Genomic DNA, 17,017 nt, shown 5'->3' with positions numbered 1-17,017 from the left:
TTTAAACTTTATTCTCTAATCTTTGAACTCCAATCGTTTTCAAATCTGATGCAATATTAATATTTTTGTGAGCAAACTAAAAATAACTGCGGGTATAAAAAAGGTTCTTCGGATATTATTGTTTTGTGCAACGGGAGTGGTGTTACTGGCAGGGATGCTTTATCTCCTGTTACAGACTTCGTATGTACAAACTGCGTTGGTTCAATATATTACTCAGCAGGTTAAAGCGTCTACCGGTGTTACTATTCAGATCGGCCATGTCGATTTCCGTCCGGTAAAATCTTTGGTACTGAAAGAAGTTTTATTAAAAGACTTTAAAAACGATACTTTATTATATTGCCAGGATTTGCGGGTAAAGGCAGATTCTTTCAATATCGTAAACAAGAGTTTCACGATCGGTGAAATTGTTTTGAATCAGGCTGATTTTAATTTATGGATATCGCGTGGGGAAGGATCGCCGACAAATATAGAGATGTTTCTGGATTCTTTACAGCGGGTCGCTCCTGCCGATACAGAGGGGGAGGGCGGTGAAAAACAGAGCGGTTGGTTGATGGGATTGAAGAAGGTCAGTCTGCGGGATTCCCGTTTCACTTATCGTGAAGAAGAATATGAACCGGTGGATTATGGCGTTAACTGGACGGATGTGGAATGCCGGGATTTGAATGTCGATATTACGGATTTTGACTTTGGGGATGAATATTCACAGATCGTCGTTTCCGGTTTGAGTTTTATCGAGAAGTCGGGATTGAGGATGAAGGAATTGGATGGACGGGTTCGGATCCGGGAGAGTAATTTGACGATTACGGATGCACGGATAGAACTTGAACGGAGTAGTCTCGACTTGATGAAACTGGAATTCAGCTGGACACCCGATCAGCACGACTGGCGTTATTTTACGACCCGGATGCAACAATATTATGAATTAGGGCCCTCGTCGGTGAGTTTTATCGATCTGGCATATTTTAACGGAGTGCTGAGAGGGATCGATAATACGGTGAAATGCAGCGGTATTGTCAATAACACCATCAATAAGCTGGAAGGTCATGACCTTTATTTTGAGTTAGGGGATAAAACCGTTTTTCAGGGAAGTTTTAAATCGGAAGGGTTGCCGGATGTATGGAATACACGGTTTCATATCGATTTGTATAAGGCGCATTTGAATCCCGATGATCTGGAAACCGTCTATTTGCCCTGGTTCGATAGGTATATTCCGGTTCCGGAACCTCTGCATCATTTTTCTTTTGTCGATTTCGAGTCGATTTGTTTCGAAGGTACATTATCGGATTTTATGGTGAAGGCGAAGAGTATTACTCCGGCTTTGGCAGGAAATCTGACGTTTCGTTATGCTCCTTGTCCGGACAAAAAGCCCGATTGTGATACCATGGGTGGGGATTTTCATTTTTATCAGGTCGACTGTGGAAAGTTGTCCGGGCTGTCGATGCTGGGATACGGTAGTTTGTCCGGTAGTTATGCAGGAGTCTGGGATACCCGGGGACCTTCGTTTCATATAGATTCGAAAGTGGAGCGTCTGAATATCCATCAAGGGAATGTCAAAGATATGAAAGTGGCCATGACTTATGAGACGGGAAAGCTGGATGTGATGGCCACCGTGGAGAACGAGCAGATGCAGGGAGGGGTATTGCTGGCTTATGATTTGAGTGATTCCCTGAATTTTTTGAGTACCCGGGGACAGTTACGGATCGATGAATTGGCGGCATTCGGTTTGGATATAAAAGGGGGACAGGAGGCGCTCGAAACTTCGTTCGAGATCATTCATGCCGGGCAGGAAAATAAGAGTTTTACCAATTTATCCCTGACGGATTTCAAATATACCTGTGATACAGCTACATTCACGATAGATAAAATTAGTATGGAGGATAACCAGAAGGGAGATCATAATACTACTACTTTAAAATCGGATGTCGTGGATCTTTTTATTTCGGGAAATTTTCGGGAATTGCGCCCTGCTCCGTTTGTTTTTCGATTGATGCAAAATTATTTACCGGCTTATTCGGTACATCAGCCTAAAAAGACCCGGAAGTATCCGAAACGGAAAGAACCTGAAAAGTTCGATTTTCAATATACCGTGCAGGTAAAAGATGCCGGCCGGATTTTGCAGGTTCTCTATCCTGATTTGTATATAGCTTCGGGTACATTGATTACTTCCGATTACCGGAATGAAACCGGACAATTGCGTCTTCGCCTGACGACCGATTCGATCGGTTATGAGGATATCAGCCTGCTTCATTCCAAAATCGATCTTGTGGGGGATATGCAACGGCTGGATATGAAATATACTACCGACCGGCTCATTTATGGCAATGGATACCAGCTTTATAATGTCAGGAATGAGTTAACGCTTGCGGATAACCATCTGGACAATAGATTGAGCTGGTGTAATTGGGGAGATAAGACTTATAGCGGGGAATTGTCTGCCTGTGTCGTTTTCTCTCCCGATGAAAAGTATGGTTATAACACGGAAATCCGGATTCATCCGGGAGTCATTGTGATGAACGATAGCGTTTGGCGGGTCAAGGAATCTTCGGTTTTTATCGCCGGTAAAGAGATTGATGTAAGTGACTTTTTTATACAGCGGGGAAAAGAGAGTTTGTCGGTTAACGGTAAACTCTCCGAATCTACTGAAGAAAAGCTATTCGTGAAACTCGAGAATTTCAATCTGGAGAATGTAAGCCGGATCGCTTTGAAACACCGGCCATTTTTGTTCGGAATCGCTACCGGTTCGCTGACTCTTCAGGATTATTATAAAAATTTTATGTTGATTACCGATTTTAATGTCGATAACTGGGGAATCAACCGGGATACTTTAGGATCGTTGAGCCTGCGTTCGTATTGGGATGCGGATAACAGAAACGTCATTGTCGGAGCTGAAAACAGAGTAGACGATGCTGTGCCCTTAGTGGTACAGGGGTATTATACGCCCGAGAAGGATACGATTGATGTCGGCATACATTTGGAAAAAGTGGGATTGGAGCGGTTAGGAATCTATGCTTCTGATTTTGTTACGGAGACTGCCGGGAATTTGTCCGGGAATGTGCGGATTTCAGGAAATACCTATAAGCCGGATATTTCCGGTTTTGTCTATTTCGATTCGGTAGGGATGAAAGTCAATGTTTTGAATACTAAATTTTTTGTTCACGATAGCGTTCATATCGTAAATAATCATCTGTTGTTTCGTAATTTTTATATGAAAGATATTCATGGGCAGCAAGCGGTGTTGAATGGAGAATATCAGTTTTGGGAAAATCGTTACCGCCTCGATGCCCGGTTTGAAAAGTTTATGGTGCTGAATACCGGTTTTGCAGATAACGAATCGTTTTATGGTCAGGTATATCTGAGTGGGTTGGCCGATTTGGATAACCATAATGGGGTGGATAATGTCACGATCAATGCCCGGACGGAGAATGATTCCCGTTTGTATCTTCCCTTGTCGGCAGGCATGACGGAGCAGTCCAATAATTTTTTGCATTTTGTCCATACCGGACAGCCGGAGAATCAGAAGATACAACCTAAATCGGCAGTATCGGATATTAATTTGAATGCGAACCTGGAGGTCAACGATAAGCTGAATGTACAGGTGATTTTTGACCCGACGGTCGGAGATATTCTGAAAACTACGGGAAACGGAGATATTAAGATCACTTTCGATAAAGACGGAAATCTGAATATGTTCGGGGAATATCAGATTGCAAAAGGGGATTATCTCTTTACTTTGAGCAACCTGGTGAATAAAAAATTTGTACTTACTCCCGGGGGAACGATTTCCTGGAGCGGTTCGCCTTATGAGGCAATGTTGAATATCAATGCGGTATATAATTTGAAAACGACGATTACCGAATTGTTACCGGCAGAAAAACTCTCTTCCGATGAGTCGAATCCCGATGAAAAGATCGCTACGGAATCGGGAAGAAAGGTTCCGGTGGAATGTATCCTGAATCTGAGTGATAACCTGACCAATCCGGTAGTAAAATTCGATATAAACTTCCCGACACTGGAAACCCAGAGTAAAAGTTATATCCAGAGTCTTTTTTCCAGCCAGGACGAGATTAATAAACAAATGTTTTCTCTGTTGGTATTGAATCGATTCTACCGGACAGACAATACGGGGGATTATGGTTTACAAGCCCAGACGGCAGGGGTGACGACTTTGACGGAGATGTTTTCCAATCAGTTATCCCGTTGGTTTTCACAGTTTAGCAGCAATGTAGATATCGGGTTTGCTTACCGTCGGGGAGACCGGGAAAAAGAAATGACATCGGATGAGTTCGAACTGGCTGTCTCAACTCAGCTTCTCGATGACCGGATTACGATTTCTGCTAACGGAAATATGGATGTCGGAGGTAATCGGAACGCTGCCGGGGACGAGAATCGCAAAAATAATATTGCCGGAGACTTCGATATCGAAGTGAAGTTAAATAAACAAGGATCGTTGAAAATGAAGGCTTACTCCCATACGAACGAGAAGCTGCTATATAATAATACGGAAACCATTCAGGGAGTAGGGGTGTCTTATCAGGAATCATTCGATACTTTGCGGGAACTGTTGCGGAAATATTTCGGCTTTTTACGAAAGAGAAAGTAAGCGGGATAGGTGTTCTGTCTGTTTTCACCGTTATGATAAATTCCGGTTTGAAAATGATTTTATAAAAAAAACGGGAAATTGTTTTTAATATGCTGTTTTTTTTACAAATTGCATGCTGCAAACGATTACGAACTTAAACTTTATATATTATGACAGCACAAGAATTTATAGACAGAGAAGCTCGTTACGGGGCTCACAACTATCACCCGCTACCTGTGGTACTCGAACGGGGAGAAGGTATTTATGTCTGGGATACAGATGGAAAAAAGTATTTCGATTTTCTTTCTGCTTATTCGGCTGTGAACCAGGGACATTGTCATCCGAAGATTGTGAAGGCAATGATCGATCAGGCTCAGAAACTGGCATTGACTTCGCGGGCTTTTTATAATGATGTGCTGGGAGAATGGGAAGAATTTGTGACCCGATTCTTTGGTTATGACAAGGTGTTACCGATGAATACAGGAGCAGAGGCCGATGAAACAGCGTTGAAACTCTGTCGGAAATGGGCTTATATGAAAAAGGGGGTACCCGATGGAAAGGCCAAGATTATCGTTTGTGACGGGAATTTTCATGGACGTACCATTACGATCGTTTCGCTCTCTAACGATCCCGAATCGTATGCCGGATACGGACCTTTCACTCCCGGATTCATCAAGATTCCTTATAATGATATTCCGGCTTTGGAGAAAGCACTTCAGGATCCTGATGTGGCCGGTTTTCTGTTGGAACCGATTCAGGGGGAAGCCGGTGTTTTTGTGCCGGATGAAGGATATCTGAAAAAAGCCTATGAACTGTGTAAATCCAAAAATGTCTTGTTTATTGCCGATGAGGTACAAACGGGAATTGCACGTACCGGTAGATTACTGGCTTGTGACCATGAAGGAGTACATCCGGATATCCTGGTGCTAGGTAAAGCGATGTCGGGGGGAATGATGCCGGTTTCCTGTGTACTGGCCAACGACGATATTATGCTTTGTATCAAGCCCGGCGAACATGGATCGACCTATGGGGGGAATCCGATTGCAGCCAGAGTGTCCATTGCTGCTTTGGAAGTGGTACGGGACGAAAAACTAGCCGAGAATGCGGAGAAATTGGGACAAGTGTTCCGGGATCGGATCAGTAAAATCCATTCGGATATGATCGAACTGGTACGTGGTAAAGGATTGTTGAATGCCGTTGTGATTAAGCCTAAGAACGGTAAAACCGCTTGGGATGTATGTTTGAAATTGAGAGATAAAGGCTTATTGGCTAAACCGACCCACCAGCATATTATCCGTTTTGCCCCACCTTTGGTGATCAACAAGATGGAACTCATGGAAGCCATCGGTATTATAGAAAATACGATAGCTGAATTCGAATAGCTTGACAACAGCCGGAGCATAGGTGCCGGCTGCTAAAATAAAAGACGAAGGGCGAGAGAATGCCTTTCGTCTTTTTGTATCTTTGTCGCAGGCTGATCGGTTCATACGACGGTCTGGAAAACGAATGGGTATGAAACACAATTGGAAACCGGGAACGATGATTTATCCTTTACCGGCAGTGCTGGTGAGTTGCGGTGCGACTCCCGAAGAATATAATTTGTTTACAGTGGCTTGGACTGGAACGGTTTGTACCAATCCGCCCATGTGTTATATTTCGGTAAGGCCGGAGCGGTATTCTTATCCGATCATTCGGCGACAGGGCGAATTCGTTATCAACCTGACAACCGAAGACCTGGCTTTTGCTACGGATTGGTGTGGAGTTCGTTCAGGGCGCGATTACCGGAAATTCGAAGAGATGAAACTCACGCCCGGAAAGGCCGGAGTGGTTCGGGCGCCGATTGTTGAAGAAGCCCCTGTATGCATCGAATGCCGGGTGAAAGAGATCGTCCCTCTGGGATCACATGATCTGTTTCTGGCCGAAGTGGTGAATGTACAGGCCGATGACCGGTATCTGAACCCCGAAACGGGAAAATTTGAACTCGACCGTGCAAATCCTTTGGTGTATACTCATGGGGAATATTTCGGTCTGGGCAAGAAGATCGGGAAATTCGGATGGTCCGTGGAGAAAAAGAAGAAGAAAAATAAGAAATAAGAGAAGGAATTTTAATGAAAAGATAAGATGAAAAAAATGTTTCAAACGATGTGGCTATTGGGTGTACTGGTCCTGATCGCTGCGTGCGGGGATCATTCCCGCTTTAAGTATGAGTCGGTGCCCGGAGATCCGTTGAATGCCCGGATTTATACTTTAGACAATGGCTTAAAGGTGTATATGACGGTCAATAAAGATCAACCCCGGATTCAGACCTATGTCGCCGTCCGCGCCGGTGGAAAGAACGATCCGGCAGAGACGACCGGGTTGGCCCACTATTTTGAGCACCTGATGTTCAAAGGAACGGATAGTTTCGGAACACAGAATTACGAACAGGAGAAACCGATGCTGGACCGGATAGAAGCTTTGTTCGAGGTATATCGGAAAACGACGGACGAGGCTCAGCGGACTGCTCTCTATCGTCAGATCGACAGTGTGTCTTATGAGGCCTCTAAGATCGCTATTCCCAATGAATACGATAAATTGATGGCGGCGATCGGAGCTACCGGGACAAATGCCTATACTTCTTACGACCAGACTGTTTTTGAGGAAGATATTCCTTCGAATCAGGTAGAGAACTGGGCTAAAATACAGGCCGATCGGTTTCAGCATCCTGTTATCCGGGGATTTCATACCGAACTGGAAGCTGTTTATGAAGAAAAAAATATGTCCCTGACCAAAGATAACCGTAAAGTGATCGATCAGGTGATGGCCGGTCTCTTCCCCCACCATCCTTATGGAACTCAAACCATTTTGGGAACACAGGAAAATCTGAAAAATCCGTCTATTACGAATATTAAGAATTTCTATACTCAATGGTATGTGCCTAATAATATTGCGGTTTGTCTTTCCGGAGATTTTGATCCCGATGTAATGATCGAAACGATAAACCGTTATTTCGGTGGAATGAAACCGAGTCAGAACTTGCCTGAACTGAACTTTCAACCGGAGCAGCCGATTACCTCTCCTATAGTGAAAGAAGTGGTGGGACCGGAAGCTGAAAATGTGACTTTGGCGTGGAGATTTCCGGGAGCAAACAGTGAGGACGTAGAAACCTTGAATCTGCTGGCTCAGGTGTTGTACAACGGACAAGCCGGTTTGATCGACCTGGATATCAATCAACAACAGAAAATGTTGGGAGCTGCTGCCTATCCTTTCTTATTAGCTGACTACAGTGTATTTTTAATGGAAGGAACACCTAAAAACGGACAAACCCTCGAAGAAGTACGTACACTGCTGTTGGAAGAAATCGGAAAGTTGAAAAAAGGAGAATTCGACGAGAACCTGATCGCTGCGACGATCAATAATAACAAACGCGACAGACAAAAACAATTGGAAAGCAATGAAGACAGAGCAACCTGGTTTGTCGAGTCGTTTGTCAACGGTACGAATTGGGCCGATGAAGTGGCTTCACTCGACCGGATGAGTAAAATTACCAAACAAGAGCTGATAGATTTTGCCAATACTCATCTGAAAGATAATTATGTCGTGGTCAATAAACGGCAGGGGAAAGACGAAAGTGTAAAGAAAATGACTAAACCGGCCATCACTCCGATTGTGACCAACCGGGATAAGAGTAGTGCTTTTTTGCGGGAGATCCGGACAGCACCGGTAAAACCCATCGAACCGGTATTTGTCGATTTTTCAAAAGATATGGCTCAAGGAAAACTCAAATCCGATATTCCTTTGTGGTATAAGAAAAACCCGACGAACGACCTGTTCTCTTTAACTTATGCTTTTGAGAAAGGAAATAATGAGGATCGTTATCTTTCCACTGCTGCCGGCTATCTGGATTATTTGGGTACTTCCGAATTGAGTCCGGAACAGGTGAAGGAAGAGTTTTACCGTTTGGCTTGTGATTTTGGTATTCGTCCGGGAGCTGACCGTACCTATCTCACTATTTCGGGTTTATCCGAAAATATGGGAGAGGCGATTCAATTGGTCGAATCTCTGCTGGCAGATGCTCAACCCAATCCGGAAGTACTGGAAATTATGAAAGGTGATATTCTGGAAGGGAGAGCGAATACAAAATTAAATCAGCAGGCAAATTTCAGAATGCTGATGCAATATGGTTTATACGGACCGAAATCGCCTGCGACCAATGTGCTTTCGGCTGATGAAATACAAAATTTAAAGTCGGAAGAGCTGTTGACCCACCTTCGTGATCTGAGCAAGACCGAACATACTGTCCTTTATTACGGCCCGAAGACCCAGGAAGAAGTTGTGGCAGAAGTGAATCGGTACCATCAGGTGCCTGAAAAGCTGATCGCTGCAGATAAGGCTTCGCTTTTTAAGATCAGAGAAACCGGAGAAAGTAAGGTTTTGTTAGCTCCGTATGCTGCTGCTCAGGTATATATGGCTGCTATTTCTAACCGGGGAGAAAAATTCGATCCGAATATTTATCCGGTAGCTACCTTATATAACGAGTATTTCGGGGGAGGTATGAATTCGATCGTATTCCAGGAATTGCGTGAAGCCCGGGGATTGGCTTATTCGGCATCTGCCGGTTTGGGTGAGCCTTCCCGTCTGGACAAGCCTTATATTTATTCTACTTTTATCGCTACTCAGAATGATAAGATGGGAGATGCTTTGACTGCATTCGATGAAGTTATCAATCATATGCCTGAGTCTGAAGCTGCCTTTAATCTGGCAAAAGAAGCTTTGATTGCCCGGTTACGGACCGACCGGATTACCGGAGCCGGAATTTTCGATGCCTATCAGGAAGCAAAGGACCTGGGATTGGACAGTGACCGCCGGAAAATGTTATTCGACGATTTGCAGAAACTGACCCTGGATCATGTAAAGGATTTTCAGGAAAAATGGGTGAAAGACCGCAAATATACCTATTGTGTATTGGGAGATGAAAAAGAATTGGATATGAAAAAATTATCTTCTTATGGTCCCGTAGAGCGACTGACTACCGAACAGATTTTTGGGTATTAGAGAGTTGCTGAGTTAAAAGAGTTGCTGAGTTGCTGAGTTAAAAGAGTTACTGAGTTGCTGAGTTAAAAGAGTTACTGAGTTACATGAGGGAGGGAAGAGGTTGTATAGGGGCGGTTAAATCCTTGCGACCTCTGTAACTTCTGTAACCTTTGTAACTCTTTATCACTGACTCAAAATAAATTTGAAACCCCATTCCTTTGTACTATCTTTGTTGAGCAGATCTAATAGGGGGAAGTAATGAAATTTAATTTAATATTGAGTTGTTTCGTGGCCATTCTGGCTTTGGTAAATCCGATACAGAAGGTGTTGATCGTCACGTCTTTGCAGGAACGTTTTTCTCCAACCGAGTTACGGTATATTTCGATTAAATCGACGATTACGGCAATGCTTATTCTGATTTTTTTTCTTTATCTGGGACAGGTGACTTTTAGTTATGTTTTTCGGGTCGAGCTTTACTCTTTTCAGATTACTTGCGGGGCTGTGCTGATGTATAACGGTTTGTCCGGTTTGTTGAAAGGATTTTTTATGAAAGTGGATGAACATATTAAGATTGCCGATTTAACCACTGTACCTATTGCTATTCCGATGATTGCCGGACCTGCTACGATTACTGCTGCAGTTACTTTCCCTGTTCAGTATAGCCGTTTTGTCACGATCGTTGCTATTTTACTGGCTTTAGCTGTGAACCTTTTCTTTATGCTGAAAGCCCGAAGGATCGGTAGTTTTCTGATTAAATATAATTTTATGAATCCTTTGATCCGGATTATCGGATTGATCGTTGCTACGATCGGCCTTCAAATGGTATTCGACGGTATTACTTTATTTATTAAGACATTAGCCTGAACGATCAGGTACAGCCTCGGAAATAAAACCGATGATTTTCAAATATGGGTTCGATTAATTCGAAGCGGATGAATTTTGCCAGTGTATTTTCGGCTTTTATCCGGGGAATACGGGCCAGACGACAATACTGATTAAGGGTTATAGCCGGATGGGTCGTGAGATAATCCAATAGTAATCGTTCTTGCTCTGTATAATGAAGAAAGGAACCTTTTGGGGTCTCTTCTTGTTGCCAGACTTTTAAATGTACCGGAGTAGCGAGGATATTCTCGTCTTTTATACGGATATAAGCCCAGCATTTATTTGTCTGATCTTTGGCATAATAAGGTTTGGTTGTTCCGGGAGGTACAATGACTTCCAACACAGTGTGTCCGTCGATATCGTGAATCTGCATTTGACAGTTTACCTGAGGTTGACAATACAATTTTGCTGCTGCCTCGATCATGTAAATTTCCTCCTCCGAACGCACTCCTGCAATTTTTCCGTTATCTTTCACCCCAATAAGCAAGCGCCCTCCGTCCGTATTGGAAAAAGCCGATAAAGATTTGGCTATTTTCCGTGCATCCGAGATCTCGAATTTGAAATCCTGTTGTTGGTGCTCTCCTTCTTCTATCAGTTTATAAATATAATCTTTACTGTTCATGGTATAGAGTTGCTGAGTTATAGAGTTGCTGAGTTGCTGAGTTAAAAGAGTTGCTGAGTTATAAAGTTGTTGAGTTGAAAGAGTTTGTTATTGGATTGGTGTGACCCCTGAGTGCATAGGCTAATGTTTGTAGTCATATATTTACTTTAACAATGTGTTGCAAATATGATCTTGCTTTGTATTTAAATTATTAAGCTAATGCCTTGTAACTCTTCTAACTCTTCTAACTCAATAACTTAATAATTCAGAAACTCAGAAACTCAGAAACTCAAAAACTCAACAACTTAGTAACTCAGTAACTCTTTTAACTCAGCAACTCTACAACTCATTCAATCTTCACTTTTCCTCCCGGTAAAATAGCCTGTATACTATTGTCGTACATAGCTGAACAATAAATTGCCGGTAACATATATTCTCCGCGGAACGCTGCATTGCAACGGAAACGGAAAGTCTTAGACTGATTTTGTTCCAAGCTGAAATAGACATAAAAACGGTCATCCCGGATATCGACATATTCTGCCTCTTTCCAGGCACTGGTGTTTCCGGTAAGACGGTCATTGATGATCTCGAAGCCGGAAGGTACCGGATAGTTTAATGCCAGTTCCTGATAAGTACCGGTCAGGCCCGTGTTTTTGATTGTAATTTCGGTTGTAATGTCTTCCCCCTGTTGCAGCTGTTCGATGTTGAGCGGAGTACCTTTGTCATTATAATAACGCACATGCATCGACATTCCGGACATAACTTTTTCCTTGACTACTTCCAGAGGGGCGGAACTATTGATCTGACGGACAAAAAGTGAACCTTGACCGTTGTTCGTCACCGTAACCGAAGCTTTGTCAGCCTGCAAAACGAGTTGTTTTTGCCAGATTGTCTTGTCGGTTTTGACGTTTTCGTTACCTGAATTTGTTTTTACTGTGATATCGATTCCTTTTTGGCTGCCCAGGTATTTTTGTACGAACTGGGCGGCTGCATAAAGAGCGAAAGAGGTTTCCTGGGTACTGTACCAATTGCCGGATCCCATGGCTTTAGAAATCTTCTCTAACATGCGGTAAGCATCTTGTTGCATGTTCAGGATGACCATCGATTGCAGAATCAGGGCATTGTCCCGGGTAGTAGAACCGAACGTTCCTCCCGTTTCCCGGTAAGGGGTGACTTCGAAGGACAGATCGCGTATCATTTTCGTAGCGATTTCCTGTTGATTACTTAAAGCATAAGCGGAGGCCAGCAGCCATTGTGAAACCGGACGTTGCAAGCGGGTCTCTTTCAGTCGGTTCATGGCTGCCAGATCGGGTTTACCGGCTAAAGCCAATACATACAAACGATAGGCTTGGTCTTGCTGTGACCACGGTTCTGTGCGGTTCCAGCTGTTAGCCACCTGACGCATATAGTTCGTGGCATTCTGTAACATCTGAATCGGGACTGCATAGCCTTGTTTTTGGGCATTTGCCAGGAAATTTACAGCATAAGAGGTAGCCCATTCCGAAATATACGGCTCTCCAGGCCAGTAAGCAAAGCCTCCTTCCGGGGTCTGATAACTTCTCAGACGGTTGATGACTTCTCTGACGTTATTTTCTGCCGTGATCTGTTGTTCCGGACTTAATGCCAGAAGCCAGGATAAAGCTAATTGCGGAAATGCCTGTGAAGTGATTTGCTCTGCACAGCCATGAGGGTAGTCGAGCAAGTAACTGAGGCGTTGTTCCAGGTTTAACGGTGGGATAGAGGATACCTCCAGGACAGAAAGCGGTTCGGTTCCTGTAATGCGGGTATCGAAAGAAACAGTCTCTCCTGCTTTAGCTTCTTTTTCTTCGATCTCTGTCATTCTCGGATTAGGAATACGTACCTGAACATCCTCGGTGACAATAGCTGTTTCATTGCCCGATGTCGCTTCTGTCCGAAGTGTCGACATCCCGGTTTGGCTATTGATCCGAGCCTTAAAATAGACAACTTGTTCTCCTTTTTTATCGAATTGGATGTGTTGTTCTTTTTCTCCTGTCAGGGTGATTTTGTCGTCGGTAGTCATCTTTACGGTGACTTCCCGGATATGATCTTTCAGGACAAAAACGGTAACCGGAATATCGATGACATCTCCCGGTGTGAACAGACGGGGAAGGGCAACCGATACCATGAGGGGTTTATTTACCGTACTGTTGACACTGGCTGCTCCATATTGTCCATTGGTAGCTGCAATGACCATCGTCCGTACTTCGCCGATATATTCCGGCATTTTGAAGGTGTGTTTTTGAGTAGCTCCGGCTTTCAAACTGAAAGGACCGTCGAATAAGACGACCGGTTTGAACCGGTTGGTCTTTTCGTCCTGTAAATCCTTCAAGGCTTCGTCGCCACCCACAGCAAAAGCTTTATCCAGACGGGCTCCATAAGCACCGTAGATATAGTCGTAGAAATCCCAGGTTTTTACGCCCAGGGCTTCCCGTGCATAGAAAGCAGCAAAGGGATCCGGAGTACGGAAAGTGGTCAGCGAAAGCAGTCCTTCGTCGACTATCGCAATGGTGTAATTCATCGCCTTGCCGTCTTTTTCAGAAACTTCCACATTGAACTCTTTTCCCGGTCGGAGTTCCTGAGCCATTTTGATCTTCGGATTCAAATGGAGAGCCGGGTCTTCTACATGGATATTGACAACTCCATACATTCGGATCGGACGGTCGTTGTCCCGGTTGTTGTGAGGTTGAAGCAGAGTGACTGCAATGTATGTATTGGGACACATCTCGCTGGTGGCCTCCAACTCGAAGGTGGTGTTACCGGCAGAGGTATTGATCCGTTTCATGTTGCTGACGGTTTTCCCGTTTTCAAGGCTGACGATGGCTACACTACCTGTTGCTGAAGGAATTGTAACTTTTATCTTTTCGCCGACGCGGTAAGATTTTTTGTCGCTGCTCAGGTGTAAGGTGGTCGCTGCAGTTTGATCGGCGTTATCCGACCAGCTACCGAAATAGGCGATTAAACCGGAGGTATGCCCCGAAGGATCGGTGGCCCGGATAAAATAACGTCCATATGTCGGGATGTGAAGATCCAACTGAAAACGACCGTCGGTGGCTTTGACTTTCTGGCTCAATACACTGCTACTATATTCCCGGTTGACATAAGATCCCAGGTTTTCATCTTCCGAATCCCACCACCAATGCCAGTCGAGTTTATATACTTCAATCTGAATGGTAGCATTTCCTGATTGTTTTCCTGTTGGGGTAACCGTAACGCCTTGTAATCGAACAGGTTGCTCGGTGGAGTACCAATTATCGTCGTTTTCAGGTAGACGTATTCCTACATATTCATCGTAAGGGGAATAGCGGATACTTTGTGAGCTGATACTGAAATCCCCACTGTTTTCAAATACCCGGGTGGTGAAGACTGCATTTAATATTCCGGGAGCATCTTCGGTTTTGATCTTGTTCAGGCTGAATGAAAAATTTCCCTGCTGGTCGGTTTGCCCGTCGAATAGGGTTTCTGTCGAAGGTTCGAAATACCTGGATTTATCGGAAAAACGATAATCCGGAAATTCGGAGAAACCTGCATCGGCATGGTATAAACGTACCTCTGTGATCGCTTTTTGATTGGAAGTCGGTGCTCCGTTCAGCCATTTGGTCTTCACTTCTACAGGTTTCAGGGAAACACCGGTACCGATAATTTTATCGTTAGGAAATAACATTTGTATAGCCAGACGGTTCGGTTTCACTGTTTCGATGCGTAATGTCTGTTTGAAAGTCAGGCCACCGATACGGAAGAGGACATGCCAATAACCGGTTTGGTCTTCGGGTTCGGTTTTGAAGGTAAAACAATGGATATTATTGGGAGTAATCGCTCCTTTTAAAGTTTGGGTAATATGTCCGTTGGGATCGACCAGTTGTGCAACGATCGGGTGACCTTCCGGTAAGACACCGAGCTTGTCCTCCAGGATCAGGGATAAATAGATTTCATCTCCCGGACGCCATACCCCCCTTTCACCATAAATGAATCCTTTTACCCCCATTTGTACATGTTGTCCGCTGACGTCGAAGTTACTGAGGGATAGAGCACTGTTTTCTGCTAAACGCAACCAGGCTTTGTCTTTACCCTTCTGTGCCAGTACGATAAAGCCCGGAGATGCCGGTTTTAAATACGCGAATCCTTCTTTATCGGTCTTTGCCGAATCGATCTTTTGATTCTGATAATTGTAAAGACTGATGTTGCAGTTCGGAATCGCTTCAGCGGTACTGAGATCGGAAACGCATACGACATACTGATTGTCGGCTCCTTGTTTGGCCATAATGCCCAGTGAAGTATTGATGATATTGCGGGCTGCAAACCGATCACCGGTGTAGTAGGAGATATGACAAGGATTTTCGCGCTGTTCCCAGTCGAAACCGGATGGATAATAATATTCGCTGTAGTAGGAACCCGGGTTGTCCCAGTCCGTATCCCCATAATCCGAGTCGGGACTTTCATCGGCACAGGAAAGAATGGTATATGATTTCTTGAATTTCAGTCTGAAACGATAAATATTACCTTTCTCCAGATTGACCAGATCGCTTAAGTCGATGGTAAAGTCATTCCATTTATCGAGGTCGATATGGGGATGATCTTTTTTCAGATCGATTTTTTTCATAAATACCGGTCGGGCTGTACGGGTCAGTTCGCTGCGGTCGTCATAAGAATTTTCTTGCAGGAAAAAGTTCATGTTTTGGTCGAGCACCTGAATGATTTCAAGGTCGACGGCTTGCAGTCCGATAGCAGAAAAAGGGATGAGTACCTGATTGTTGCCCGGGACGATGATCCCCTTGCCGATGAGTTGTACTTGTGGTTTGGTGCTGGAGAGACGTACCGACCGGATATATTCGGTATGCAACGTATTACCGTTGGCACTGCGTATCCCGGCATGGATAGTCAGATTCGGTTGACTATTCTCGATAGCGTTACCCGGATAAAGGTAAATGATGTTATCCGATATTTTGTAATTCAGGGTAGAGGCTCCTTCCAGGCTGAACAAACCTTTTAAATCCTGGTTCGGATCGATATTCTCCGACATATAGATACGGATTACCGGTGGTTCACTGTCACTGGCTTTGACATTCAACACCGTGAAATCATTCAGACCGGGGATGGAGATCTCGGTGCCGTCGGTTGCTTTAATGTTTTTACTGAATTTTAAATTCAGTGTTTTACTTTCTTTTTCTTTTAACAGATGGCGGATAGCGAAATAATGCCGGTTACCCTGATGATTCCATTCCGGTGTGACGGATTGACCGTTATAGGTGGCCGTCAGTTTTTGTTCCATTTCTGTCGGATCGGTTTCATCCGAACTTTGCAACATCCCCTGATATTGTAATTCATTTTCATGATCGGGTTCGCTGATCAGAACACCGGGTTCGAAAATCGTAACCAACGGGACAATATCGAATTCAAAGTTGAATTTCTCATAAGGCTTGGGGACGTTACAAAGTGCTCCCAGATTGAACGTGACTTTGTATGTCGTACCGTTTTTGAAACGTTCTGCCGGAATGAATTCTATACTATGGTTATCTTTTAGAATCAATTCCCCTTTTATAGCCGGAGATATCCTGAATAAATCGGCCGGGAGGGTACTACCGGCCTGGAAACCTTTATCGGACGGTTGACCCAGATAGACCGAAAGGGAAGAAGAGGACTTGATGACTCCACTCGTATAACCGGTGATGTATTTACTGAAATCGGTTTTTTCTTTGTTTGTACAGCCTGTCAGCAATAGAACAGCCATAAAAAATAGTGCCGCTAGGTTCATCATGTGTATCATGGCGCAAGGGTATTTGTTTATAACAGATTATTTTATATCTGAATATTACGTTTCCAGCCTGTTCCGGATACGTTTTTCAATTTATTGTCTAACAAAATTAGAGAATTATCTTACAAAGATACTGGGTGAAGGGGTTTATTTTTATATTTTTGTCAAAATA

At 43.9% G+C, this 17,017-nt stretch carries 7 protein-coding genes; 5 read left to right on the top strand and 2 right to left on the bottom strand.

The window, feature by feature from the left end; all coding sequences use genetic code 11:
• Positions 1–67: 67 nt before the first annotated feature.
• The 5 genes from WS34_RS05270 (at position 68) to WS34_RS05250 (ending at position 10,456) form a co-directional block, all read left to right on the top strand.
• A complete protein-coding gene (locus WS34_RS05270) occupies positions 68–4,600 on the top strand; it encodes a translocation/assembly module TamB domain-containing protein (protein WP_286693638.1) in 4,533 nt (1,510 codons plus the stop codon).
• Between the two features lie 149 nt (positions 4,601–4,749).
• Positions 4,750–5,961 carry an ornithine--oxo-acid transaminase gene (rocD, locus tag WS34_RS05265; RefSeq protein ID WP_046403584.1) on the top strand — a complete coding sequence of 404 codons (1,212 nt, stop codon included), beginning with the start codon at positions 4,750–4,752 and terminating at the stop codon, positions 5,959–5,961.
• A gap of 130 nt (positions 5,962–6,091) precedes the next feature.
• Positions 6,092–6,673, top strand: a complete 582-nt coding sequence (locus WS34_RS05260) for a flavin reductase family protein (protein WP_046402438.1) — start codon at positions 6,092–6,094, stop codon at positions 6,671–6,673.
• Positions 6,674–6,700: 27 nt separating this feature from the next.
• A complete protein-coding gene (locus WS34_RS05255) occupies positions 6,701–9,613 on the top strand; it encodes a M16 family metallopeptidase (protein ID WP_046403581.1) in 2,913 nt (970 codons plus the stop codon).
• A gap of 237 nt (positions 9,614–9,850) precedes the next feature.
• On the top strand, positions 9,851–10,456 hold the full coding sequence (locus tag WS34_RS05250) for a MarC family protein (protein ID WP_013611656.1): 606 nt from the start codon (positions 9,851–9,853) through the stop codon (positions 10,454–10,456).
• Between the two features lie 4 nt (positions 10,457–10,460).
• On the opposite strand, the gene WS34_RS05245 is transcribed toward WS34_RS05250, so the two are convergent.
• Both WS34_RS05245 and WS34_RS05240 read right to left on the bottom strand, forming a co-directional pair.
• Entirely contained in the window at positions 10,461–11,096 is a 636-nt protein-coding gene (locus tag WS34_RS05245) for an AlbA family DNA-binding domain-containing protein (RefSeq protein ID WP_046403579.1), read from the bottom strand.
• Positions 11,097–11,421: 325 nt separating this feature from the next.
• Positions 11,422–16,821 carry an alpha-2-macroglobulin family protein gene (locus WS34_RS05240; protein ID WP_286693637.1) on the bottom strand — a complete coding sequence of 1,800 codons (5,400 nt, stop codon included), beginning with the start codon at positions 16,819–16,821 and terminating at the stop codon, positions 11,422–11,424.
• Positions 16,822–17,017 lie beyond the last annotated feature (196 nt).

It is taken from the genome of Odoribacter sp. N15.MGS-14, from assembly GCF_000980245.1.
Taxonomy (GTDB): domain Bacteria; phylum Bacteroidota; class Bacteroidia; order Bacteroidales; family Marinifilaceae; genus Odoribacter; species Odoribacter splanchnicus.
Note: the sequence above shows the minus strand (reverse complement) of the source record. Positions and strands in the feature narration are given on the sequence as shown.

What these genes read in the sequence shown, in the direction of transcription:
- rocD (WP_046403584.1), top strand. Translation starts at nt 4,750, where the DNA reads ATGACAGCACAAGAATTTATAGACAGAGAAGCTCGTTACGGGGCTCAC.
- WS34_RS05250 (WP_013611656.1), top strand. Translation starts at nt 9,851, where the DNA reads ATGAAATTTAATTTAATATTGAGTTGTTTCGTGGCCATTCTGGCTTTG.
- WS34_RS05260 (WP_046402438.1), top strand. Translation starts at nt 6,092, where the DNA reads ATGAAACACAATTGGAAACCGGGAACGATGATTTATCCTTTACCGGCA.
- WS34_RS05255 (WP_046403581.1), top strand. Translation starts at nt 6,701, where the DNA reads ATGAAAAAAATGTTTCAAACGATGTGGCTATTGGGTGTACTGGTCCTG.
- WS34_RS05245 (WP_046403579.1), bottom strand. Translation starts at nt 11,096, where the DNA reads ATGAACAGTAAAGATTATATTTATAAACTGATAGAAGAAGGAGAGCAC.
- WS34_RS05240 (WP_286693637.1), bottom strand. Translation starts at nt 16,821, where the DNA reads ATGGCTGTTCTATTGCTGACAGGCTGTACAAACAAAGAAAAAACCGAT.